The 25,710-nt window shown below is 37.9% G+C and carries 18 protein-coding genes; 1 reads left to right on the top strand and 17 read right to left on the bottom strand.

Translation table 11 applies throughout. The annotated features are described in order from the left end of the window. Position 1: 1 nt before the first annotated feature. From uxaC to WG904_RS17875, 16 genes are all read right to left on the bottom strand, one after another. Entirely contained in the window at positions 2 to 1,402 is a 1,401-nt protein-coding gene (gene uxaC / locus WG904_RS17950; protein WP_339580727.1) for a glucuronate isomerase, read from the bottom strand. 54 nt (positions 1,403 to 1,456) lie between these two features. Next, positions 1,457 to 2,272 carry an SDR family oxidoreductase gene (locus WG904_RS17945; RefSeq protein WP_339580726.1) on the bottom strand — a complete coding sequence of 272 codons (816 nt, stop codon included), beginning with the start codon at positions 2,270 to 2,272 and terminating at the stop codon, positions 1,457 to 1,459. Further along, positions 2,272 to 3,102 carry a 5-dehydro-4-deoxy-D-glucuronate isomerase gene (kduI, locus tag WG904_RS17940; RefSeq protein WP_339580725.1) on the bottom strand — a complete coding sequence of 277 codons (831 nt, stop codon included), beginning with the start codon at positions 3,100 to 3,102 and terminating at the stop codon, positions 2,272 to 2,274. The genes WG904_RS17945 and kduI overlap by 1 nt, the downstream gene beginning before the upstream one ends. Before the next feature lie 62 nt (positions 3,103 to 3,164). Then, on the bottom strand, positions 3,165 to 4,808 hold the full coding sequence (locus WG904_RS17935) for a UxaA family hydrolase (protein ID WP_339580724.1): 1,644 nt from the start codon (positions 4,806 to 4,808) through the stop codon (positions 3,165 to 3,167). Positions 4,809 to 4,811: 3 nt separating this feature from the next. Next, entirely contained in the window at positions 4,812 to 6,305 is a 1,494-nt protein-coding gene (locus WG904_RS17930; protein WP_339580723.1) for a tagaturonate reductase, read from the bottom strand. 214 nt (positions 6,306 to 6,519) lie between these two features. Then, positions 6,520 to 7,563 (bottom strand): pectate lyase, encoded by a 1,044-nt coding sequence (gene pelA / locus WG904_RS17925; protein WP_339580722.1) that lies wholly within the window; start codon positions 7,561 to 7,563, stop codon positions 6,520 to 6,522. Between the two features lie 9 nt (positions 7,564 to 7,572). After that, positions 7,573 to 9,504 (bottom strand): glycoside hydrolase family 88 protein, encoded by a 1,932-nt coding sequence (locus WG904_RS17920; protein WP_339580721.1) that lies wholly within the window; start codon positions 9,502 to 9,504, stop codon positions 7,573 to 7,575. A 9-nt stretch (positions 9,505 to 9,513) separates the two neighbouring features. Continuing rightward, positions 9,514 to 11,181 (bottom strand): glycoside hydrolase family 28 protein, encoded by a 1,668-nt coding sequence (locus WG904_RS17915; RefSeq protein WP_339580720.1) that lies wholly within the window; start codon positions 11,179 to 11,181, stop codon positions 9,514 to 9,516. Positions 11,182 to 11,367: 186 nt separating this feature from the next. Beyond that, complete coding sequence (locus tag WG904_RS17910; RefSeq protein ID WP_339580719.1) at positions 11,368 to 12,978, bottom strand: glycoside hydrolase family 43 protein; 1,611 nt, start codon at positions 12,976 to 12,978, stop codon at positions 11,368 to 11,370. 18 nt (positions 12,979 to 12,996) lie between these two features. Next, complete coding sequence (locus WG904_RS17905; protein WP_339580718.1) at positions 12,997 to 14,001, bottom strand: pectinesterase family protein; 1,005 nt, start codon at positions 13,999 to 14,001, stop codon at positions 12,997 to 12,999. Between the two features lies 1 nt (position 14,002). Then, entirely contained in the window at positions 14,003 to 14,779 is a 777-nt protein-coding gene (locus tag WG904_RS17900) for a rhamnogalacturonan acetylesterase (RefSeq protein ID WP_339580717.1), read from the bottom strand. Between the two features lie 81 nt (positions 14,780 to 14,860). Continuing rightward, positions 14,861 to 15,595, bottom strand: coding sequence for a rhamnogalacturonan acetylesterase (locus WG904_RS17895; RefSeq protein WP_339580716.1), 735 nt, complete (start codon positions 15,593 to 15,595; stop codon positions 14,861 to 14,863). Positions 15,596 to 15,706: 111 nt separating this feature from the next. Next, positions 15,707 to 17,176, bottom strand: a complete 1,470-nt coding sequence (locus WG904_RS17890; protein ID WP_339580715.1) for a pectate lyase — start codon at positions 17,174 to 17,176, stop codon at positions 15,707 to 15,709. A 66-nt stretch (positions 17,177 to 17,242) separates the two neighbouring features. Beyond that, entirely contained in the window at positions 17,243 to 18,808 is a 1,566-nt protein-coding gene (locus tag WG904_RS17885) for a DUF4957 domain-containing protein (RefSeq protein ID WP_339580714.1), read from the bottom strand. Next, positions 18,805 to 20,601, bottom strand: coding sequence for a RagB/SusD family nutrient uptake outer membrane protein (locus WG904_RS17880; RefSeq protein WP_339580713.1), 1,797 nt, complete (start codon positions 20,599 to 20,601; stop codon positions 18,805 to 18,807). Before WG904_RS17880 ends, WG904_RS17885 begins: the two co-directional genes overlap by 4 nt. A gap of 11 nt (positions 20,602 to 20,612) precedes the next feature. Further along, entirely contained in the window at positions 20,613 to 23,804 is a 3,192-nt protein-coding gene (locus tag WG904_RS17875) for a SusC/RagA family TonB-linked outer membrane protein (RefSeq protein ID WP_339580712.1), read from the bottom strand. Positions 23,805 to 24,023: 219 nt separating this feature from the next. Here WG904_RS17875 and WG904_RS17870 point away from each other — a divergent pair, with 219 nt between their 5' ends. Then, entirely contained in the window at positions 24,024 to 25,034 is a 1,011-nt protein-coding gene (locus tag WG904_RS17870) for a LacI family DNA-binding transcriptional regulator (RefSeq protein ID WP_339580711.1), read from the top strand. A gap of 12 nt (positions 25,035 to 25,046) precedes the next feature. Here the strand turns inward: WG904_RS17870 and WG904_RS17865 are convergent, their stop codons facing one another. Further along, on the bottom strand, positions 25,047 to 25,478 hold the full coding sequence (locus WG904_RS17865; protein WP_339580710.1) for a nuclear transport factor 2 family protein: 432 nt from the start codon (positions 25,476 to 25,478) through the stop codon (positions 25,047 to 25,049). Positions 25,479 to 25,710: the final 232 nt, after the last annotated feature.

The following is a 25,710-nucleotide window of genomic DNA, read 5'->3' as shown; positions in this document are numbered from 1 at the left end:
ATTAAAAATTAAAATAGGTTTTTGCGTTGTTAAAGCAAATATCTTGAATAACTTTTCCTAGCCATTCCTTATCATAAGGAAGTTCTCCATTTTCTACATCTGTACCAAATAAATCGCATAATATGCGTCTAAAATATTCGTGACGTGGGAAGGATAAGAAGCTCCTCGAATCAGTAAGCATACCTACAAATTGACTTAATAAACCCATATTCGATAAGGCATTGATTTGATTAATCATCCCTTGTTTTTGGTCTAAAAACCACCAACCAGAACCCCATTGCACCTTACCCGCAACTGTACCGTCTTGATAATTTCCAATCATGGTAGCCATCAATTCGTTATCAGCTGGGTTTAAATTGTATAAAATAGTTTTTGCAAGTTTATTCTCTAAATCTAATTTATTTAAAAATTTAGCTAAGGATTTACCCTGTTGAAAATCGCCAATCGAATCGAAACCTGTATCAGGACCTAGTGAAGATAGCAAGCGTGTATTATTATTACGCAATGCTCCTAAGTGATATTGCTGTACCCAGCCCCTTTCGTGATCCCATAGGGCAAAATTGAATAGCATAGCGGATTTAAATTTCAAATTCTCTGCTAAACTGATGGTCGAATTGCTTCTGATTTTTAAGAAGATGGCTTTTACCTCAGCTTCCGTATATTCTTCTGCATAAATCTGTTCTAAACCGTGATCAGAAACCGATGCACCATTGGCCACAAAATAATCGTGACGAGATTTTAAGGCTGCTAAATAGGCATCATAATCATCGATAGAAGTTGCCGTTATACTAGCTAATTTATCGATATATATGTTTAGTGCAGCTATATCATCAGCATTCATTGCTTTATCCGGTCTAAAAGCAGGTAAAACTCTTAAATCAATTCCACTATTTTTTATGTGTTGATGGTAGGCTAAATTATCAAGAGGATCATCGGTAGTACATAAGGTTTTAACGTTCATCTTACGCAATAAGCCTTGCACACTATATTCCTTGGTTTGCAATTTAGCATTACACTCGTCGTACACCTTTTTGGCATTGGCCGATGATAGCACTTCATGAATACCAAAATAACGTTGCAATTCTAAATGAGTCCAATGATATAGTGGATTTCTTAGTGTATACGGAACTGTTTCTGCCCATTTCTCGAATTTTTCCCAATCTGTTGCACCACCCGTGATATAATATTCGTCGACTCCGTTTGCACGCATTGCTCTCCATTTATAATGGTCGCCATATAACCAAACCTGAGTAATGTTCTCAAAGTTCTTATCTTCAGCAATCTGATCAGGCATTAAATGATTATGGTAATCAATAATGGGCATATGTTTTGCAAACTCATGATACAGCGTTTGGGCTGTTTGAGTTTGCAATAAAAAGTTATCGTCTAAAAAATTTTTCACGTTTTGTTATTTTTTACTTTACCACATAGGGGTTTCTATGTGGTTATTTTCATTTTAAACCCCGCTAAATATCGAAAATCCTCCATCTACACAAATCATTGCGCCAGTTACAAACTGAGATGCATCGCTCAATAGCCAAACTAAAGCACCTTTTAATTCGTCGGGGTCACCAAAACGCTTAAAGGGAGTTTGTTTAATTACCGACTGACCGCGGGGTGTAAATCCACCATCTGGTGTAGTTAATAAATTACGATTTTGTTCTGTTAAGAAAAAGCCTGGTGCTAAGGCATTCATTCTAATTTTATCGCCATAACGATTGGCCAATTCTACAGCAAACCATTGGGTGTAGCAATCAACCGCCGCTTTACCCATGTTATAGCCTAAAACTTTGGTCACTGCTTTTTTAGAATTCATAGAAGAAATATTCACAATACTTCCTCTTCCTGTCTGAGCAATCGCTTCTCCAAATATTTGTGTTGGAATTAATGTTCCCCATAAATTGAGGTCTAACACTTTTTTCATCCCATCCATTTTCATGGCAAAAATGCTCTCCTCAGGTTGCAAAACACCATCTGGCATATTTCCACCAGCGGCATTTACCAATCCATCTATTTTACCAAAAGCGGCTATAATTTTTTCCCGGGCAGCAATTAATTGGGCTTCATCCATGGCATCAGCAATTAATGCGATGGCTTTACCGCCATTTTTATTAATTGCATCGGCCCTTTCGTTCGCGATTTCGGTATTTCTACCTAAAATTCCCACTGCTCCACCTGCTTCTACAATGGCATTTACAAACGAGTTGCCTAAAATTCCCGTTCCGCCAGTTACTATGATTACTTTACCTTGTAAAGAAAATGATTGTTCCATTATTTAAGTTCTTTTACTCCAAATGTATCCATATCGGCATAGTCTAGATTTTCGCCTGCCATACCCCAAATAAAACTATAATTTTTTGTTCCACTGCCTGCATGTATGCTCCAAACGGGCGACAATACCGCCTCATGATTCGCTACAATAATGTGGCGGGTTTCCTGCGGTTCGCCCATATAATGGAACACGCGATGCTCTTCATCAACATCGAAATAGAAATAAACTTCCATTCGGCGATCGTGAGTATGTGGCGGGATGGTATTCCAAACACTTCCGTTAGAAAGAATGGTTAATCCCATTACCAGCTGGCAACTTTGTATGCCATCTTTATGGATATAACGGGCAATTTTACGTTCATTAGCCGTTTCAACACTTCCCAACTGAGCAGAAAATGCATCACTATGCTTTAAAAATGAAGTTGGGTGGGTTGCATGTGCGGGTGCAGATAAGGCATAGAAAACGGCGGGATCATTTGCATTTTTACTGCTAAATTTCACTTCCTTCACACCTTTTCCCATATATAAGCAATCTAATTTTGCTAAATCGTAACTCGTTCCATCGGCAACAATTATTCCTTCGCCACCAACGTTAATTACACCCATTTCTCTTCTTTCTAAAAAGAAATTGGCGCGTAATATATCGTATGTACCTAAACTCAACGTCTCGGTTTTTGGCGTAATTAATCCAGTAACCATTCTATCGTAATGGGCATACACAAAGTTTGCCTTATTTTCTTCTTTCAGGCCATCCAATAAAAATCGCTCTCTAATTTTATCGGTTTGGTAGGTTTTAAAGTCGTCTGAATGTACGTGTTGTATTATTTTCATTAGCTTTTATTGTTTTTAACGGTTATGAAGCTTGCTTCGCAGGTTTCATTATTTTTCGTTTTTTACAACGACACCCCCCGTTTCCAAGGAATAAAATCGTCTTGATTAAGTAAAACTGATTTTGGAATTACTTCGCCGCTAGCAGCTTTTATGCAGTATTCTAAAATATCTTCTCCCATTTCTTCAATGGTTTTCTCGCCTTCAATTACCGGCCCTGTATTGATATCGATAATATCACCCATTCTTTTGGTTAAGGCATTGTTTGTAGACACCTTAATAACTGGGCAAACTGGATTTCCTGTTGGCGTGCCTAAACCGGTAGTAAATAAAATTAAGGTAGCACCACTTGCTGCTTTACCTGTGGTTGCCTCTACATCATTTCCTGGAGTGCATACTAAGTTTAATCCATGCTTAGTAGAAGGTTCAGTATAATCTAAAACATCTTCTATGGGCGATGTTCCCCCTTTTTTTGCTGCTCCATTACTTTTTATGGCATCGGTAATTAAGCCATCCTTGATGTTTCCTGGAGATGGATTCATGTGAAAACCAGAGCCAGCATTTTCTGCTGCCTGACTATACGCACCCATTAAACTGATAAATTTCTTAGCCGCAGCTTCATTTTTGGTACGGTCTATTAAATTTTGCTCTGCACCACATAACTCTGGAAACTCGGCCAATAAAACCGTAGCTCCTAAGCCCACCAGCAAATCAGCACAATAACCAACTGCTGGGTTTGCCGAAATCCCACTAAAACCATCACTCCCACCACATTTAACACCCACATTCATTTTGCTTAGCGGTGCAGGCTGACGTTCAATTTTATTTGCTTCTACCAAACCTTCAAAAGTTTTTTTGATAGCTAAAGCGATCATACTTTCTTCACTTTGCGATTGTTGTTGCTCGAAAATGAAAAGCGGTTTGTCGAAATTAGGATTTCTATCTTTTAAATCCTTTTTAAAATCTTGAACTTGTAAATTCTGGCACCCCAAGCTTAATACGGTTACTCCCGCAACATTTGGATGATCGGCATAAGCGGCTAAAAGTTTACTTAGCACGGCAGAATCTTGCCTGATTCCCCCACATCCACCTTGATGGTTTAAAAATTTGATGCCGTCTATATTTTTAAACGGACGGTTATTCGTTACACCCTCAAAAGAAAGTGGCGAATCTAAAGTAGAAATATCTACACCATTTTTAAAGGCTTCTACTAACTGATGGGTGTACGATTTATATTTTGCCGTTACTGCATAACCCAATTCGTTATGTAAAGCTTCACGAATCACATCCAAATTGCGATTTTCGCAAAAAACGGTTGGAATAAATAGCCAATAATTTGCCGTCCCAACCTTACCATCTGCTCTATGGTATCCATTAAATGTTCTACCTTCAAATTTAGAAACATCTGGTGCTTCCCAAGTGTAATGATAAGGTCGAAATTCGTAAGGAGCTGCTGCATGTTTTAAGTTATCGGTAGTCATTAAAGAGCCCGATTTAAGTGGATATTGCACTTTCCCAACTAACGTTCCATACATCAACACTTCGTCGCCCGTATTCATGTCGTTTATATAAAACTTATGTTTTGCATTAATATCGTGCACTAGTGTATACGTTTCACCTTGATAACTTAGGGTTTGGCCAGCTTTTAAATCGCTCAATGCAACGAGCACATTATCATTAGGGTGAACTTTTAAAACTAACTGTTTCATTTCTTATGCTAAATTTACTAAAGTAACTTCCATTCCTTTATTTTGTATCGAATTGTATTTTTCGTGAACTGCTTCGATAAATCCTGGCATTAAATTTAAGTCCAATTTCCAGAAATCCGAGTCGCTTAGTACGCTTGTTACATAATCCGCATCACCTTTTAGTTGCTGCTTATAAAAATATCCGGCACTATCATCGTTAATTAAATAGCTATGACCATTTAATGAACCATAATACTTTTCGTTAGCTAACTTATCAACCTTCATAAACTGTAAGTATGCTGCAAAACCCATCGCCATATAATCTGGCACATTACCATAAACCTTATAATGATTCGCCAGAAGCGGTAAAATACGAATTTTCATTTTCATGGTATATTGAAATGTAATATTATGCCAAAGATGCTCGATCGAAGGATTTGCGAAACGGTCGACCACCGCCTTAGAAAAATCAGAAGTTTGCTTTTCTGTAACAGCATAAGGTATTGCGGCGCTAATTTCAGAAGCCATTAATTCTTCAATATATCGTTTAACCTGCCCATTTAGCATGGCATTTTTTACAGTATCGATACCTAATAAAAATGCAATTCCAGCACTTAATGTATGCGTACCATTTAATAGGCGTACTTTTAACTCTCTATAAATCTCAATATCTTTTGCAACCACAATTCCGGCATCAACATTAGCAAATTGGAGCATTTCTTTTACTTTATCATCGCCCTCTATGGCCCAAAGTCTGTAGGGCTCGGCTATTGATAACAGCTGATCAGTATACCCCAATTCTCTCTCTAATTGCATTAAGTGAGCAGCATCAGGTTTGCCTGGAACAATGCGGTCTACTAATGAATTACAGAAAGTATTCGCAGTTGCCAACCAAGCAACAAAAGAAGCCTCCAGTTCATTAAATTGCGCAAGCTGCAATACAATTGATGCTAATTTAGATCCATTATCAGGGATGAGTTCTGTAGCGATAATCACTAAACCACTTTCTTTTGAACCATTAAATGTTTTAAAGCGTTGATAAAGTACCGCTAAAACTTTAGCTGGGAAAGAACTTGGTGGATTTTGGTTAATACTTTCATTTACTAAAACTATACCAATCTCGGTAGTGTTAGAAATGATAATTTTAAGTTCTTTTGACGAGGCAATTGCTAATATGTCTGCCCAGTTTTGATCGGCAGCAATTACTCTGCTAATTGCCGATGAAATAATGTTTTCTTCAACTAGTTTTCCATTCGCTAAGCCCCTTATGCACAAGGTATACAGACTGTCTTGGGAATCAAATTCGGCGGTATCACCTTTTGTAGATTTTACAACAGCAACACGACCATTAAATACACCTTGCTGATTGGCTTTATTGATAAAATAATCTGGTAGACCGCGAAGTAAAACACCAGTTCCGAATTGAAGTACTTTTTCTGGAAGTTCGAAGGTATGTGTTTGAGGTATGGCTACATTCTCCTTATTAATAAGGTGTAAATTTTCTTTAGATAAGATCATTTCTATGTTCTACGGCTTTTCGATTTATACTTTCTTAGGGATAAGGCACAATTATTCAATCCCAGCTTGGTTAAAACAATTTTAAGGATTTTTTACTAGTAAAAACCTTATTTAGGTGCAAATATTTGCGCAATCGTTCCCAGTTTGGTTGGTTTTTTGGTTGATTAGTTTTTTGGTTGGTTGGGAGTTGAATGAACTGAAAACTAAAAACTGCTTACTTATACTGATTCGCTTTTTTCCATTTTGGATAATCCTTTGCAATTAGATTAGCTGCCCAGATACCATACCAAGCATACCCATTTCTACGTTCGAAACTAATATCGGCTACGTTACTCTTAATGGAGTTATCGCGATCGCCGAAAATGGGCATATTGGTGTCGAAATCGTAAAATCTAGCCCATATCACTGCGCTTTCGTCTTTAATTAATCCTTTATCTTTTACATCTGTTAATTTATCGAACCGATAACCAACAATTTTAGCTTTCTGGAACCAATCTACTGCACTGGTGATAGCCGTTTTAACCTGCAAACTCGGATTTTTCAATCGCATTAGAAACTTCACTATCCCAACAGATTCGGAGGTACTTAATGATGCAGGCTCAAAATTTCTAGCTTTTGCTGGTTTTAATGTGTTTTGGTCATATTGTGCTGCCCAGATACTTAATGTTCCGTGCTGCACCACTTGAGTTTTTAAAATACAATCTAAGCCTCTCATTACAGCATCTTTAGCCTTTGGTATATAAGCTTTATTAACTACCTCAAAACCATTGCTCTGAGTAGCGATGTTTAGCATGATATTAAGCACATTTACAATTGCATTATCGTTAAAGGTAATTTCTGCACGGTAACTGCTATTATCGGGATAGTATTGTGGCCATCCACCATTGGCATATTGCGCTTTAAAAAGATATTCAATTCCTTTCTCGGCGGCATCTAAATATTTTTTATTTTCCGTTTCTTTATAGGCTTTAACTAAAGCATTAATTTCACGACTCGTAGCTGCATTGTCTATGGTAGCATGCATATAGGTAGTGGCTTTAATTTTTTTCATCAAGGCCTCATCTAAGGGCTCTTCATATCTAACTACATGGCCCCCATCCAATTGTTTTGGCCATGCTCCGTTACTTAGTTGATAAATCAACATTTTATCAGCCAAGGAATCCGTTTTCGGAACAACTTCATTAGCAGTTTGCGCAGTTGCACATGAGCAAAAGACGATACAAACTAATGCATAAAGTATAATTATTTTATTTTTCATTACATCTTACTATTTCAATTGTTTAGAAAGCCAGCTTACCAAATCGACCATAGCTTTAAAATTCTCGTAGTTAGCAGGGATTTTTCTACCGTCAACATATTCGTTATACACCCATGGATCACCAATTACAAATACTGTTCCTTTACCCAACTTTGTAACCGACATCACATGGTCACCGTCTTTATCTTTTAAAAGGGATTTTGCATTTCCAGATAGTTTTAAACTGCTGTATTCTTTAATGAAGAGTGTAATTGGATTTTTAAAGATTTCATTTCCTGCAGGAACCTCAACTTTTGCCGTCTCGAAATTTTTAGCAACAGGAACTGTTCCTTTGCTATCGCCATTAAAAAATACGCCAAATTTAGCTGCAAGCTCATTAAAGTGTTTCAATTCTGCATTTGGCGCATCATTGGCCATTAACACTAACACTCCCCCTGAATTTACCCAAGTCGTAATGGCTTTGATATCCGATTGGGAAACAAAATTTGGTTTTGGATTTTCTTTTTCATTATCTGGATCTACAATAATATAAATTGAAGAACCGCTTAAATTTGCCGCTGTTGGTGTATGATATAAGGTTTTTGTTTTGAAACCTGCCCTATTAAACACACCTCCAAAAAACGAAAAACCTCCATTCGCTTGTTCGTCCCATTTGTAATGCCATGATAATGCATTTCCGCTCTGATCTATTCTCGATTCGTTATTGAAGTATGAATCCAATAGCACTGTTTTACCCACGCCCGGTTTTGGCAATGCGGCTAATTCCATCTCATTCGATGCTAGTAAAAATGCTCCTACCCCTTTGGGGTCGTTAACCACTACCTTCTCGCTTAAATAATATGCGTAGCTCCCATCACGATAAGGTTTACCACCCAAGCCAGATACGCTCACCGTACCTTTAAGATTTATTTTATCTGCATCAACACGTTCTATAAATGAAGTTTTAATTCCTTTATAGCCCTTATCGGCTAATGCGAAATACGTTTTCGGTAAATAGCCATTGCGGACCGCTTTTGCATAGGTATACACAAACATGCTCGACGCTGAAGCTTCGTGGTAATTCCCTTTTCCATGGGGTTTATCTAAAATATCATACCAAAGACCCGATTTAACATCTTGAACTTTTTGTATAGCAACTGCATATCTCGCTAAAATGGCAAGCAGTTCTTTTCGTTTAGGGTGATTAACAGGAAAATTATCCAGCACATCAACTAATGCCATTCCGTACCAACCCATTGCTCTAGCCCAGAAATGAGGCGACCTGCCCGTTGTTTTATTGGCCCATTGTTCTGCTTTCGACTCGTCCCAGCCATGATACATTAATCCTGTTTTAGTATCCCTAGCATTTTTTTCCATCCAAATAAACTGATTGGCGATATCATCAAACGCCCTATCATTTTTAATCAAAGCCGCATACTCAGCATAAAATGGTTCGCCCATGTATAAGCCATCGAGCCACATTTGGTTTGGATAGATTTTTTTGTGCCAAAAACCACCTTCCTTAGTGCGGGGTTGCTGCTGCAGTTGATCCCATAATACAGTAGCTGCTTTAAAGTATTTTTGCTGACCAGTTACTTTATAGAGCAGTAGTAAAGTGCGACCATTTTTAACATTGTCGATATTATAATCAGTCTGTTTGTACTTATTTATCGTGCCATCCTTATCCAAATAGCTATCCATATTTTTTTGCATGGCTTTAAAATACGTAGCATCACCAGTTCGTTTCCATATTCCTTCAAAACCTTCGTAAACTACACCTAAATCGTACGACCATTTTGTAGGCCTAAACCCCGATGTTGTTGTACTTAAACTATCGTTCCAAACCCCAATTACTGTTGCAGCCATCTGTTGTGACAGCGATTTATTTAATTGTGCGCTTCCTTGAAAAGGTAGGCTAAATAAAACAACCGCTGATAAATATTTATAAAAAGAAGTTCTCATTTGTATTTTTTATTTAATCTGTAATGATTTCTCTGTTGCGCCAGCTAAAAATTCGGTCTTTATCTTCGCTTTTGAGGCGTCTAGTCCCGAAGATTGTATTAAACTGTTCCGCTCTCCACTAATGCGGAAAAGAAGTTGTGCTGCATTATATTTTATGTTTTTGAAGTTAATTTGATTTCCATTTTGGATATTTATCAGCGGATTAGCGTCAGAAACCACCAAATTTACATTGTTAAGTGTAACATTCTTAGCCTCTTGTATGTCTAATCCTTCTTGTGCCTTGATGCTTAGGTTTTGGAGGGTAATGTTACTAATACTTAATTCTGGCAACCCCCTAATAAAAACCGCCTTGGAAGCACCATCACAAGCTACATTGCTGATGTGAAAATCTTTAAATGTTGGTGTTTCCTCTGTAACCGGCAAAAGCACTACTTTTGGCGCTTCTCTTTTATCTCCTTTTAAAGCAATTGGATCAACCGCAGCATAATACATATCGAATAATATGGCCTCTCCTACTATTCCAATCATGTTAATATTTTTCACAAATATTTTTTCTACTACGCCACCTCTACCACGGGTAGTTTTAAAACGAAGACCAATATCGGTTCCAATAAACGAGCAATCGTAAACAAATATATTTCTTGCTCCGCCGCTCATCTCACTGCCAATAACAAATCCGCCATGCGCATGATAAACGGTGCTATTGCGAATGATTACATTTTCTGTTGGCATTCCTCTTTTTCTTCCAGCGGCATCCCTACCCGATTTAATGCAAATTCCATCATCCCCCACATCAAACGTACTTCCTTCTATTAACACATTTTTACACGATTCGATGTCGATACCGTCTCCATTCTGCGCATACCATGGGTTTTTAGCATACACGTTCCTCACGGTTAAATCTTCGCACATTAGTGGATGAATATTCCAAGCGGCAGAATTTTGAAAGGTAACCCCTTCTAATAATATTCTTTTACACGAAGTAAATACTACTAAATTTGGGCGCAGAAAATCTTTGATTGAATTGTAAAAGTCCAGCGTTTTTTCTGGTGTAATCTCTCCAGGATTTTTAAGTTTCGAGGCATTAAAGAACTTCTCTGTTGGGTACCATGTTTTCTTATCTTCGCTAACTACACCACCAGAAGCAATCAATTTAGACCATTGGCTCTCCGTTAATTTCTCCTTTTTTACCATTCGCCAGGCATCGCCAGCACCGTCAATAATTCCTTTACCAGTTATGGCTATGTTTTGTTGGTTGGTAGCCCATAGGGGCGATTGATTACGCATTTGAGCCAAACCCTCCCAATTACCCGCTACCAAAGGATATTGATTAAAATCTTTTGTAAACTGAAGAATTGCATTTTCTTGGAGGTGCAAATTAACATTGCTTTTTAATTCGATCGGTCCGGTTAACCATAATCCTTTCGGTACCACTACCACACCACCGCCCCTCTTATTGCAGGTAATGATAGCATCGTTTATGCTTTTTGTATTTAAGGTTAATCCATCGCTTATAGCACCAAATTTTAAAATGTTTAAAGTATCTGCTTTAAACGAAGTTTTAGCAATTTTTGGAAGATTAGTAAACGAATAAGGTTTAACCGACGTTTGAGCGAACAGTGAAGGTGATCCGCTTAAAATAACAAGTGTAAATAGAGTTAATACTATTTTATTCATGTGTTACAGATTATATTAGGTTCTTTTGAGTTATGGGTTGCGAGTTGTGGGTTGCAGGTCTTGATGCTTAACCTAATCATTAACTACATCTCTTCACTCTTTATTATAGCAAGTCTACATAGATTTAAATTATAACGGAACTAATTAGGAGGAAATAACTATGCAATCGTTACCGGTTTTTGCCTACTAATCTACCCTAAACCAATCAAAATCTCCATAGCCCGAATCATTAGTCTGCTGTTCCCTAACGCAAAAAAGGCCTACTTTAGCGCCTATCCATTTTCCGGGTTCGGCCTGAAAAATATCTGTTAAGGTAATAAAGGTATTGCCATCAACACTATAACTAAACTGACATTTAGCCTCTTCAATAACCGAAACACGCAAATAAATGATACTTGAATTGAGTTTACCTATGGTTTTTTCAACTTCTGCTTTTCCCTGATCCGCATTCTTACATACAGAATACACGAGATAAAGTCCATCTTTTTTGCTTTTCACAGCTAGATTAGCATAGCTCATGCCCGCGACGATCAGCCCCGATTTTTCGTTTTCGAGCTTAGGATTTGGTGTAAAAGTTAATTTTGTTGTAACCATAAATTTCTCTGAAGGAAATTTCTGTAAGAGCAAATTCGGAACATCCCAAAGATTTTTTGCGCTATCGGGTGTCTTAACAGAAAACAGTCGTAAAATGCCTTTAGTAGGGTTTAAGAATGACCAGGTTGCAACCGGGTTAGCTTGCCATTGCCATTGTAAACCTAAATTCTCACTGTTAAATTCATCGCTTTCTGCGGGTGTAACACGTGGGGTCGACTTTGAAATTGTAGGCTTTTTATGGATGAATACGGGTTCTCCAATTCCATCCCCATCAAGATCTGCACCAATAACGGGCCAGTTATTTATCCATTTCATCGGTTGTAGATGCACTACTCGACCATATGCGCCTTTATCTTGAAAATGCAAAAACCAATCTTCACCACTTGGTGTATCTACCCAAGCACCTTGATGTGGCCCATTTATTCGGGATTTACCCTGGTTCATCACCACTTTACGTTCATAAGGACCGTAAACGTTTTTTGAGCGTAATACTGTTTGCCAACCTGTTGCCACACCTCCTCCTGGTGCGAAAATATAATAAAAACCATTTCTTTTATAAAATTTAGGCCCTTCAATGGTAGGATCAAGCTCATGTCCGTCATAAACTAATTTACCTTCGTCGATTGTTTTATCGCCACTCGTATTCATTTTTTTAACTACAATGATACTTTTAATGCCAGCCCTGCTGCCGGCATATGCATGAGCCAAATAAACTTTTCCATCTTCGTCCCACAGTGGGCAAGGGTCTATTAATCCTCTACCAGCTTCTACCAAAATAGGGGTTCCCCAAGGACCAGCAGCATTTTTAGCTTTCGTTACATAAATACCGAAATCTGGATCTGGATAATAGATATAAAATTCTCCGTTATGGAAACGGATAGAAGGCGCCCAAACGCCATTACCATGTTGTGTTTTCGCAAAATGTTCGAATGGGGGCTGTCTTTTTAGCGCATGCCCAATGATGGTCCAATTTACTAAATCTTTAGAATGTAAGATTGGTAAACCTGGCACTGCATCAAAACTTGAAGAAACCAAGAAAAAATCGTCGCCTACCCGTATCGCATCTGGATCTGAATAATCGGCATTTAGCACTGGATTTCTATAGTTTCCATTACCCAAATCTGAAACCCAGGTTTGGGAAAGTTGTTGAGCACTTACGGTTAACGCAAAGCTTAAAAAGAAAAGTGCAGTAAGTATTTTCATGGTTTGTTATTCTATTCCCTATTTCCCTATTCCTTCTTTTGGATTCCAGTCGTTAAAAATTTTTGCTAGTGTATACTCTTTAACCGTAACCTCATCAAGCTGATGCGACCAAGGGACCCTAGATTGAGAATTGGCACCTGGTCCTTTGCTTTTATATTCTGCATAAAAGGCAGTCTTCTCATTGCTTTCTTTCCCCCAATTGTTCCATCCTTCGGGCTTAATCATTTTACCCAATTCACAATTTATAAAGACAGATTTTGCGTATGGCCGCCATGGACGGCCCAAGTAAAACGAATTTTCTGGTGCATCGCCAGTTATTTTGCTATTGATAAACACATAGCCGTACTTCAAAGTATCTGGAGAGGAAGATGCCGTAATGTAGCCGTTCTTTTTACAGAAAATTTCGCAGTCGTCGAATACCGCGGTCGAGGAACCAAAAATAAAATCGACCGTACCTTCTATATAGCATTTGTAATAATATTGCCTGCTGGCATGGCCATAGGTATAAAGTGTATCCTGAAAACCGAGCATTCTACAATTGATAAACTTAGCTTTATCGCCAGCTACAAATAAAGCAACCGCTTGTCCAACCGGACCAGCTGTATTCTGAAAAGTAATGTTCTCTGCGGTAAAAGAATTTCCATAAATGTAAAAACTAGACGAGCCAGAGGTACCTTTTTCTTCTCCAAACACATTTTTTTTCTGCGCCCAATCGTCGTATGTTAAAATAGTTTTCTCTACACTTTCCCCAATCATTCTAATGAATTGCTTTGAAGCTGAAAGATTTAATTTCTCTTTATAAACCCCATTTTTTATAAAAATAGTGGTGGTTACTTTCCTAAAATCAGGCACTGCATTAATGGCTTCTTGAACAGTTTTGTAGGTTCCAGATCCATCGGCTGCAACGGTGATATCGTATGGCGTTTTGAGTTGTGGGCTAAGAGTTGCGGTTTTGGGAGCATCGTTAGCATTCGCAAAAAAAACGATTAAAAAATTTAACCCTAATAACATAATTTTCTTCATATTATAATCCTTTCATTGCGTTAAATACCAACTGAGCAACCGCAAGGGCACCAGCTTTTTGAAAATGGGTATTGTCTTTTTGCCCAACAGGGTATCCTTTATAGATGCCTTTTTCCAAATTCATAAAATATGTTGAGGTAACCTCATCTTGCCCTTTTGCTGTAAATGCTGCAATTGACAGTTGAGTTAAATCGATCAGTCTTACATTTAACTCTTTGGCTACATCCTTTACTGCGTTTGGATATTCGCCATGTACGTTACTTAATTTTCCATCTTTCCAAGGATAATTTCTATTTACAGGTGTAATCAAGATGGGTATAGCTTCTTTTTCTCTGGTTTGGTTTACATATAATCGTAAATATTCTTTGTAACCAGCAATATTAACGTAGCGTTCGGGTTTATCTACCGCAGCATCATTATGTCCAAACTGGATCATTACCAAATCGTTCTTTTTCAATGCTTTATACACTGCAGCCCAACGCCCTTCTTCAAAAAAAGTTCGGGTACTTCTTCCACCTCTTGCCTTATCCAGAATAATTACACTATCAGAACCGATTAACTTTTTAACTTTCGATAAACTATCCTTCCTAAAAAAAGGCTGAAACACTTGTCCCCAACCATGTAATGGAAATTTCTTATCCATATAGCCTGAATCTAAAGTATAATCGGCCATGGTTGAATCACCTATCAAAAAAATACGTACTGGCTTCTTCGGTAGTGAAAAAGCGAAAAGAACTAGTAAACAAAGAAATATAAATGATTTGGTTAAGATTTTCATCCGTATATAATTTGTTTTTTAATTGTGATGAAGCTATCAGAGTTATTCATCCCACGGTGTGGTTTGAAAATCATAATGGCTTCATCTTCTAATTAAATGCTTTGCTAGTGAAGTTTTAGTTTCTTTAATACCATCGGCAACTAAGCCTGCAACTGCTTTTGCGCCTTCAGGACTCAAATGCGTATTATCCATTTTTCCTTTAGGATAATTTACATGGCCACTATCTACATGATTAAATAATTTTATCGATGGCTTTTCTCCTAAACCCACAATTAGTTTTTCCGTTTTACGGTGCATATCGATTAGGGGTAGGTGTAAGGAATCTGCCAGTTTTCGCATTACATTAGGATAGCCTAGGTGTGTGTCGATAAAAACACCATCCTTGAAGTTTCGACGCATAATTGGTGTTAATAATATAGGATGCGCATCCTTCGCCTGGGTTTCTTTAACGTACGTAATTAAGTTCTGTTTAAACTCTTCTAATGAGGTTCCAACCGCAGGATTTTCAATTTTTTCATCATTATGACCAAACTCGATTAGCACATAATCGCCTGCCTTTAATGTGGTTAAAATGGCATCCCATCTTTTTTCGTTAATGAAAGATTTGGTGCTTCTTCCGTTAAGAGCTCTATTATCTACCTTAACTTCCGCATCAAAAAAAGGTTGCAATTCCATTCCCCAGCCTGTTTCTGGAAATGCTTTAGGCCGTTTATTGGCCGCAGTAGAATCTCCTATAATATAAACTGTAATTTTTTGTTGTGAATTTGATAAGGATAGGCATATCAACGATAAACCTATAATTAAACTTTTATACATAAGATACTTGGTTTTTACACAGCAAATTAGCCAATTTTATCTCCCAAAAAGGTATTCATACAGAATTAATTAATGCAAACGATGCCAAAAATGTCATTAGTTAAAATAATCCTAAAGTATCTGATTTTCTGTAATCACTTTAACAAGCTCGTTAACGTAAACCTCAATATTATCATAGCCTGTACTTAAATTCCGTCCAACTGCATTCGCTATTTTGGGATCTAATCCTTTTGCTATTTCCCAATCATCGGGCATTCCATCGCCATCAGTATCTTTTAAAGGAGCAGTTTGTTGTAAGACAGGCCATCCCCCAACATCCGTTTGAGAATCGATAATTCCTTTGAAACCTGTTTTAGAACCATTATACGTAACCGTTCCATCTTTTACCTCTTTTAAAATACGTGTATCCACCGCATCTCTTTTATAACTTGCACCTACATAAGCTAATACTGCGTTATAGGCCTGAACAGCAGTATGTGTAGTTAATGATTCAGCACTAAAAGCAGTTGTCATTTTTGCAGCGGCGTAATTGGCATCACTTAGTCCAGACCCTTTATCTACTCCTCCATTCCAATTGCTCTGTGTTACAGTAGCGTTTCCATCTACATAATTACCTGTGATGTAGAATTTGCCATATCCGGGACCGTATTTTACTAGATCGGGTTCCATAGATATCTCCATAATCCTGCTTCTTTTCGAACTCGCAGTTCCAGGTCCTGCCTTATAGTAATTGGCCACAATGTTATATTCCCCATTTTCTCCACCATACGCACTATTGCTCCCCCAATTATAAATCACGTTATTACGATAATCCACTTTGTCAATTCCAAACGGACTTACCCCAGTACCTGGGCGATTTCCACCATCAAATCGGGCATTTCTGCTGTTATGATGAGCAAGCAAATTATGATGAAAAGTAGCATTCGACCCACCCCATATCGCACCATAGCCATGATTGTCTTTCTCATGGAACGATTTATTTAAACTTTCTGAAAGAATACACCATTGCATGCTGAAATTTTTATTGGCATAGAATGACGAACACTCGTCAATCGACCAGCTCATGGAACAGTGGTCGATGATAATATTTTGATGATAGCGACCCCAAAGAGCGTCTTGCTCGTTTTTGGTTAAATCGCCCATCCTAAACCGCATAAAACGGATGATAACATTATCAGCATCGATATTCATTTCGTAATCTTGAATACAAATTCCATCACCTGGAGCAGTTTGCCCAGCGACGGTAAGATTTGCATTCTTTACTTGAAGTTTGCTTTTCAGCTTAATGTTTCCTGATACTTCAAAAACAATTATACGTGCCCCAGTTTCGGCAATGGCCGCTCTTAGGCTCCCTGCTCCATCATCGTTCAGGTTGGTAACTTTTATTACTTTACCGCGTCGTCCACCAGAGGCGATTTTACCAAAACCCTCAGCTCCTGGAAACGCAATAGCTGTTTCCTGAATAGGTTGTGGTGTTACCTTTACTTCTTCTTTTGGAGGTAGTATATCGGTATTTGCTTTTTTGGCACAGCTGATTAAGTTGAAAACAGAAGCAAGAAGTATAATTTTAAAAATATACATAGGTTTTGAATCAAAAGCGGTAAAGGTAGATAGTGATACCTTTACCGCCTCTAGTTTACAATTGATTTATCTCCAGCGTGCGTCGCCTATTCCATTTATTTTTAATGTAATTTCTGACAGTGTAAAATCACCGTTATCAGCATTGGCAAAACCAGGATTTAGTGTGGTAAAACTTCCTGTATCATATTTAGCACCCGAGGTCGAACTTCCACCCATATAAGCTGGTGCATTGTAATAGTTGTTTTCTACAAAGTTTGTCCCAACAATATTGGTAGAGCCTTGATTTGTTAAGATGCCACCAGAATTTGCAACAATGTTTTTAGTAAAATAAATCTCGTGTTTAGCAAGTCGAATATATAGTAGTCGCCTAGAAGCCCCTACACAAATATTATTAAACGTGTTATTTGCAATGGTTACTACCGAGGTAATACTTGGGAAATTACCAGAGCCGCCGGCATCCATTCTAAAAAAGTCTCTTTGCAAAGAAGAATTGTATACGGTGTTATTTGTGAAGTCAAACTTCTTAGCAATGCCATTTCTAAAGTCTATAAAATCGCCACCGTTACACTCTATATTACTGATGATGTTTCCTTTAAAGGTAACCGACTCGATGAGAGCTTTAACATTTACATACATCAGTCCTTTTACATAATTTTTCATCTCACAATTTTCGATTTCCAAGTTACCATAAGCATTATCTAACGCTTCATTATAAATAATGGCCTGATTGCTATTTTGCGCTCCAGTGCCATCAAGTATCAAATCTTTCAAGCCTAATGCTGCATTTCCCATGATTTTTAACACCAAACCTTTAAGAATGGGCTTATCAGAAGGTTTTGCACCTTTAAGTGAAATTGATTTATCGATAGTGATATCTGCATTAATGGTATAGGTGCCTGGAAGTAATGCAAGAACATCACCAGCAGATGCATTGGCAATCACCATGGCCAAATCATCACTTGGTGAAACAGAAGTTGCACCACCTAAATCGAGTAACGTACTAAAAGTCATCGTTCCACGAATCTTTGTGCCATTTAATAAGGTGGCTGTGTAATTCGTTTCTCCTGTTAAACCCGAAATCGTTGCCGCCCCTGCGGCAATTTCGGCAGCGGTAACCGTGTGAGTGATATTTCCAGGGCTTAGCGTAATCTTTGTTGCTGTTTTCCCTGCTGGCCAATTCAATACCACAGAAGTGGCGGTTAATTTATCAGGGTTTACATCTTGAAAAATCTGTTCCGAATCGGTTTTTAGGGTGGCTGAAATCCATTTTGAATCATCCACACCCTCTCCCACAGCTTTTACTCTAATGTAATATTGCGTATCGCCACCAAGCCCAGTTACAGTATAAGGTAATTGTAAAAAGGTGATGTCTTTAACGGCTATTATGGGTGTTCCAGAAAAATCAGCTGTTTCATAAACCTCTATGGTATAGTTTTTTGCGTTATTTACCGCTTTCCATGTTAATCTAACTTCGGTTTTATTCACCACATTGGCTGTTAAGCCGGTAGGTGAAAATGCGCGATCTACATCTAGTGTAGTAATCGGCTCGGTAATATCGTTCTTTTTACATCCCGAAAATCCAATCAGAGTTCCTAGAACGAAAATGCTCATATATAAGGTTTGCTTTCTCATAAGTTTAAGTTTTTATTATTTAACGTTCCATTAGACGAGTCTAAGAATATTTGCCATATTGGCCAATATTGTTGTTTATTTGGATCTTTTATGGCAAGAGCGTCCCAATAGGTAACTACATCGCTCGATGCAGACATGGTCCATGCTTTGTTTGAAGTATACCCCAAAGCTGCGCCTTGCGCATCGGTATCACCAAAATTTAATCCATAAATTTCAACGGTTTCTCCATTTGCTAAGGTTTTATAATAAATTTTTGCAGGAAGTGCAGCGTATTTACCTTGTCGGTTTTCTAACTGTTGAAGTTTAACTTTCGCTTCAGCTATTTTTGTACCTAATAAATTCCAACGAATTAAATCAGATTTTCTAAGCATCTCTCCGGTAAACTCTAATGCTCTTTCATTAACGATTGCATCAAAAAACGCAGCTTTAGAACCCGATACTGTAGCCATATAGCTATTTACCTTTGCTGGGTTAGTTGGGAAAGCACGATCACGTACCATTTTTAAATATGGAGCTGCTGCAGCCGGACCATCTAACTCATTAATTGCTTCTGCAGCCATAAGTATTACATCCGAATAACGCATGTATAACCAATTTAATCCATCATCATTGGTAGATGTAACTCTGCGTTTCATCCACTCGTAACGGTATTTACCGAAATATAAACGACCAAGCGACGAAGGCACCTGAATAGCACCTTTAGTACCATCGCCGCCATCCCATTCGTAAGGCACAATACTCACATCTCTTCTTACATCATCTACATCATATTCGTAAAGCATGATGGGATTTGGTCCGTCGGTACCACCTTTGTTTTGTCCAGTATATTGATCTGTTTTTAAGTGTTTAACACCTAAATCAAAAATTACTCTACCGCGACCTTCGCTAAATGGAATTTCCCAAATCGATTCTAATCCAGCAGCACCCCCTTCTTCATTTAATTTTCTAAAACACTCTTCGAAACCCAGCAGTCTTAATTTTTTACTGTCGATAATCTCTACAGATTCTTTTTTAGCGATCGCATACATTTTATCGCGTGATAGTTCTGGATCCGTACTTAGGCGTATTGTTCCGTCTAAACGTTGTCCGTAACCACCTGCTGCCAATGCAATACGGGCTCTCATACCTTTTGCGAAAGCCTTACTTACGCGCTCAACCTTACTAGTGGTAGCTGTCTCGTTTGGCCATGGTAAGTAACCCGCCGCTTCGTCCAAATCTTTCAGCAATTGCTTATAAATAACATCTCTATCACTTCTTGGCAGATATGAAGTTGCACTAGAGATGGGTTCAAACCTAGCAGGTACATCGCCCCAACCTTTCATTAAATCGTTGTACAATACCGCTCTTAAGGTTAAGATTTCGCCTAAAATCTGCGCCATTTGGGGGTTGCTCTCTATTTTACCATAGGTTCTTATCCCTCTGATGGCTAGATTTGCTCTTTCAATACCTTCGTAAAGTTTAGCCCAAACATTATTGTCGGTGTTCATTTGCGCATTATTCGCATTTCCATCATAGTTAGACAATCTAGATTTATCATCTGCGGTTGATTTTAGTCCATTGTTAACCTCAGTATCGTTGTTGAGACCATAAAAAACTAAGAAACGACCTCGGTAGGAGTTGGTTTCCCCGAACGATTGGATAATTCCGGCAACTGCTCCTTCGGCCAAGCCAGGTGTAGAAAAAATAACGGATTCATCGAGCGATGATTTGGTTGGTGCTTCTAAGGTGTTCTTACAGCTACTAATTACTGTAATTCCGATGAGCATGAATACTATATAGAATAACTTTTTCATATTTTTAATAATTAAAAATTAACATTTAAACCAAAAACAATCGATTTGCTTTTCGGATAAGCCGAGTAATCTACGCCAGGGGTTAAACTGGTTTGGCGACGCGTTGAAACTTCTGGGTCAAAGCCAGTATAATTGGTTAACAGCCATAAATTGTAACCAGAAGCATAAACACGTAGCTTTTTCATTTTTATTTTGTTCGATATACTCTGCGGCAAGGTATAGCCTAATGTTACGGTAGAAAGGCGCAAGAACGAACCATCTTCCACAGCCCAATCACTCAACACAAATGATTTCATAAAAGGCGACCATAAGGTTGTATTCGCATTCATTGCAGCTAGTTCTGCAGGATCATTGCTTAGGGTACCATCTGCACGCAAGTTGGTCCAACGCTTTCCAGTAGCCATTTCAGAAATCATATTTCTCGATGAGTATTTACTTGTAGAAGTGTACTCAATTTTATTTGCGTTATAAATATCGTTACCGTAGCTCCAGTTAAAATAAGCACCAATATCAAAGTTGAAAATTCTAGAATTAACGGAGAAACCACCTGTATTTAAGGCGTTTGCATTTCCTATAACTGTTCTATCTGATAAATCAATTTTACCATCGCCCGAAATATCTTGCAATTTCATTGTACCTGGACGAACAGTTCCAAGGAACGATGTTCCATTTACTACTCCAGTTTTTAATGTCCAGTTACCTGTGGCGGCATTATATCCAGAAAAATCAGACACTTCGTACCTTCCAGCATTTTTATACCCGTAAATGCGACCAACCGAAGCCCCTTCTTCTACTAAATAATCGACCCCAATTTCTGTCGAAGCCCAACCCGATGTTCCGTTAATATTTTTAACTGACCCTAGGGAAATAATTTTATTTCTATTAAAGTTTATGTTTCCACTAAACGATAAATCGAAATTGGTTTTTTTAATTGCATTCCAATTTAAAGAAAACTCTAATCCTTTATTTTGGGTTTCGCCTAAGTTACGGAACTGAAAATCGTACCCAGTGCCCGCAACAGGGAAGCTAATTAGTAAATCCTTAGTTCGATTAGAATAGGCATCAACTGTTCCTGTTAAGGTACCACTTAACAATGAAAAGTCGAGTCCCACATTTCTGGTAACAGTGGTTTCCCATTTTAAATCTGGATTTGCCATAATTTTAGAAGCCGCCCAAAAATTATTAAAGCCATTAACCCAAGTGGTTACTGAATTTTGGAAGCTCTGGTTCATTTGACCCGGAGGGATGTTGTTATTACCTGCAGTACCGTAACTTCCTCTCAGTTTTAAATCGTTCAACCACGATTTAGTACCTTTCATAAAACCTTCTTGAGAAATTCTCCATGCTCCAGAAACTGAAGGGAAGTAGCCCCAACGGTTTGCTTCCGAGAATTTTGATGAACCATCCGCTCTAAAAGTTGCACTTAATAAATATTTCCCTTCGTAATCATAATTTACCCTACCAAAGAACGACAACAATTTATCGTCTGGAGAAAAATTATTATCGATCGAATTTGCCTTGCCTTGGGTAGATAGAACTCGTGCTTGTTCAAAACCGAACGATTTAGGGAAGCCATGCACTACATTCGTTAAGGCTGTTTGCTCGGTTTTAATAAATTCTTGACCTAACAATGCATTTAGGTTATGCTTGTTCTTAAAAATCTTGCTAAAATTATAATTTAAGGTATTTGTATTTCTGAAACTATTTCTATTCGAATTTGCGAAGATAATAGCCGGAAGATTTTGATTTTCTGCCGCTGGTGCATTTCTTACATAATAGGTTGTAGTGCCATAAAAACGATCGTTATCGGTTCTAGCAGCATCGTAACCAGCTTCTGAACGTAATTTTAAATTATCAATAATATCCCAAGATAGTGCACCATTAATGTTATAGGTTTTTTTGTGGATAAACTGATCGTTGTCAGAAATCGAAACTAAAGGATCGTATAAGTTAAATTCATCATTGGTTTCTGTGGTAGTAGTTAAACCAGGAACCGTAAATGGCGGGTAAATCATTGCATTTTTTAAGCGAGAATCGGCAGAAGATTTTTCGTTTTGCTCATTTGCCCCACCACCATTTGTTTTAGTATCAGCATAACGCAAACCAAAGTCAAGTGATAATCCCTTAAACAATTTATGGTTTAGTTTAAAATTCACATTTTGTCTTTCAAAATCTGAAAGTTGCATAATGGCCCTATCTTTTACTAAACTATGGCTAAGGCTATATTTTGTTTTGTCGCCACCACCACTAATGTTAATATTCTGATTAAATGTAGTTCCTGTACGTCCGAAAATAATTTCTTGCCAATCGTTTGCCGGTACATTTGCATACAAATCGATGTCTTGATAATTTCCAAAATATTGGGTGTAATCGAGTGGCACTCTTTCTAAAAGCGATCTTTCATATTGCCAAGTCACAAAATCCAAAGGCGATAACACATCTAATTTATTGGCCAGTTCTCGTGTTCCAGTAAACGCTGTATAACTTACCGATGTTTTGCCATCCTTACTATTTTTAGTGGTAATTAATACCACACCATTAGCTCCCCTCGACCCGTATATGGCGGTAGAAGAAGCATCCTTTAAAATATCGATGCTTTCTATATCTTGTGGGGCAATATTAGAAATACTCGAAACCGGAAATCCATCTACAATATAAAGTGGCGAATTGTCGCCTGTAATCGAACCACCGCCCCTAACCCTTACGGTTAATTCGGCATCAGGTGATCCTTCTGTTGCAGAGATATTAATACCCGCAACACGACCTTGAATAGCTTCTAAGGCCGACGAAACAGGGGCTGCAGAAATCACGTCGGCACCCACTGAAGATACAGCTCCCGTTAAATCCTTTTTACGTACTGTTCCGTACCCAATATTAATTACCACTTCGTCTAAGACCGAAACATCGTCTTCGAGCAAAAAATTAATTTTTGTTGAATTTCCAACAGTAATTTCTTGTAGCTTGTAGCCCAAGTATTTCGCTGTTAAAATTACGGTGCCTGTAGCCGGAACATTGATCTTAAACTCTCCCTTCTCATCGGTACTAACGATAGAATTTGTACCTTTTACAGCAACAGCTGCACCAGGAATAGCTTCTTTGGTGTTCTTATCTGTTACTTTACCCGAGATTTGTTTTGTTTGTTGTGCATTAGCTAATCCTAAAAAGAGGATAAGCATACTACATAATAGTAAAACTTTTTTCATACATTAAGGTTATAAATGGTTGTATTGGTAGACTTTTACGGTCTTCCATTAACAAGTCTACATTGTTTTTTTCAAAAAGCATGACAGTACAGGACACTAAATTTGTGCAATCGTTCCCGACAACGTTGCCAAAACTGATTTAAAAAGTTACCTTTAAGCATGTAAAAAAATAGTATTATTATAAATCGAATTTTTTGCATCAAAATATAGCGTTGAAACATGTTTGAGCCCGTAACCATAAAAGATATTGCCAAAGCCTTAGGGCTATCTACCTCTACCGTTTCTAGAGCGTTAAGAGATACACACGAAATTAGTGCAGCTACCAAGAAAATTGTTTTAGCCTACGCAAAAGAGATTAATTATCAACCAAACCCTATAGCTTTAAGCTTAAAAGAGCGTAGAAGCAAGTCAATTGGCGTAGTTGTAAGCGAGGTGGCCAACAGTTATTTCTCTCAAGCCATTAACGGCATCGAATCTATTGCATACGACAGAGGTTATCACGTTATTATTTCTCAAACCCACGAATCATACGATAGAGAAGTAATTAACGTACAGCATTTAGCCTCGAGGTCGGTAGATGGGCTATTGGTTTCCTTATCATCAGAAACGACAGATATTTCTCACCTCAGTTCTTTACATGAAAGAGGCTTGCCCATTGTATTTTTCGACCGCGTAGCGGATGAGATTATTACACATAAAGTAATTGCTAACAACGAAAAGGGAGCTTATCAGGCTACCAATCATTTAATTAGTCAAGGTTATAAAAAAATCGCACACCTTACCAGTTCCAACCATTTATCGATCAGCATTGAACGTTTATCAGGATATGAGGCCGCTTTGAGCGATAACGGTATGCCGATTAATCCGAACTATATTAAACATTGCTTACATGGCGGAATGATGTATTCGGAAACCGAAAAAGCCATCAAAGAATTAATGGCGTTAAAAGAAAAACCAGATGCTATCTTTGTGGCGGGCGACCGTTTAAGTATGGGTTGCTTAAGTGTGTTTCAAAATTTAAAGATTTCGGTTCCGCACGATGTTGCTATCGTTGGATTTAGCAATTCCGATGTATTAGATCTTTTTAATCCTCCATTAACTTCTGTAAGGCAACCTGCCTTTGAGATGGGCCAACTTGCTACAGAAATGTTGCTAGAACTTATTGAAGCAAAATATCCTGTTGAAGATTTCGAAAAAAAGATTTTAGCCACTGAATTGTGCGTTAGGTAATTTACGAATTCGCTAATTCGCTAATTTAAAAGCCTGCCTACCCAATAATTTCCAATCTTTACCTTCTTTTTGCCAAACTAATAATATGCCCAAGTGAACTTCGCCAGGCTTACCACCGTCGTTTGTTTTTGCATGCAGTTCGTGACGAACCAGCGCCGTTTTTCCGGTTACTTTAACGGTTTGATTTTTATAATCGATAGTTACAAAATCAGACGAGCCATTTGCTATAGCTTCCACAAATGCAGCTTTATCTTGTAGCTTACCACTTGAATGTCCGTAACTTAAATCTGTAGCAGCAATATCATCTAATGCAGCTCTTTCTCCACTAATTAAAGCTAATCGCATTTTTTCTACGGCCGCTAAAACTTTGCTTTCTGCCGCAGTTTGTGCTTTTAAAGTGATGGTCAGGCTAAAAAATAAAAGGGTTAAGATTTTGCGTTTCATACAAATTGGATTTTAATGCAATATACCTTTCTTTTTGTGTTGATACAAAAATAAACAAAATCTTGATGCGCAGCGTAAAGCATGAATACCACGAAAGTGTAAACTCATGATGGTTTCTTAACAGGAATCCCGTGAGGCCAATACCAGTTCGCATACCCCTGATTGTTATAACAGGAGTGTGAATATATTGCAATAAATAATGGTCAATAAGCCGGCTGAGGAGTAAAAAACC

It is taken from the genome of Pedobacter anseongensis, assembly GCF_037482965.1.
GTDB lineage: Bacteria > Bacteroidota > Bacteroidia > Sphingobacteriales > Sphingobacteriaceae > Pedobacter > Pedobacter anseongensis.
Note: the sequence above shows the minus strand (reverse complement) of the source record. Positions and strands in the feature narration are given on the sequence as shown.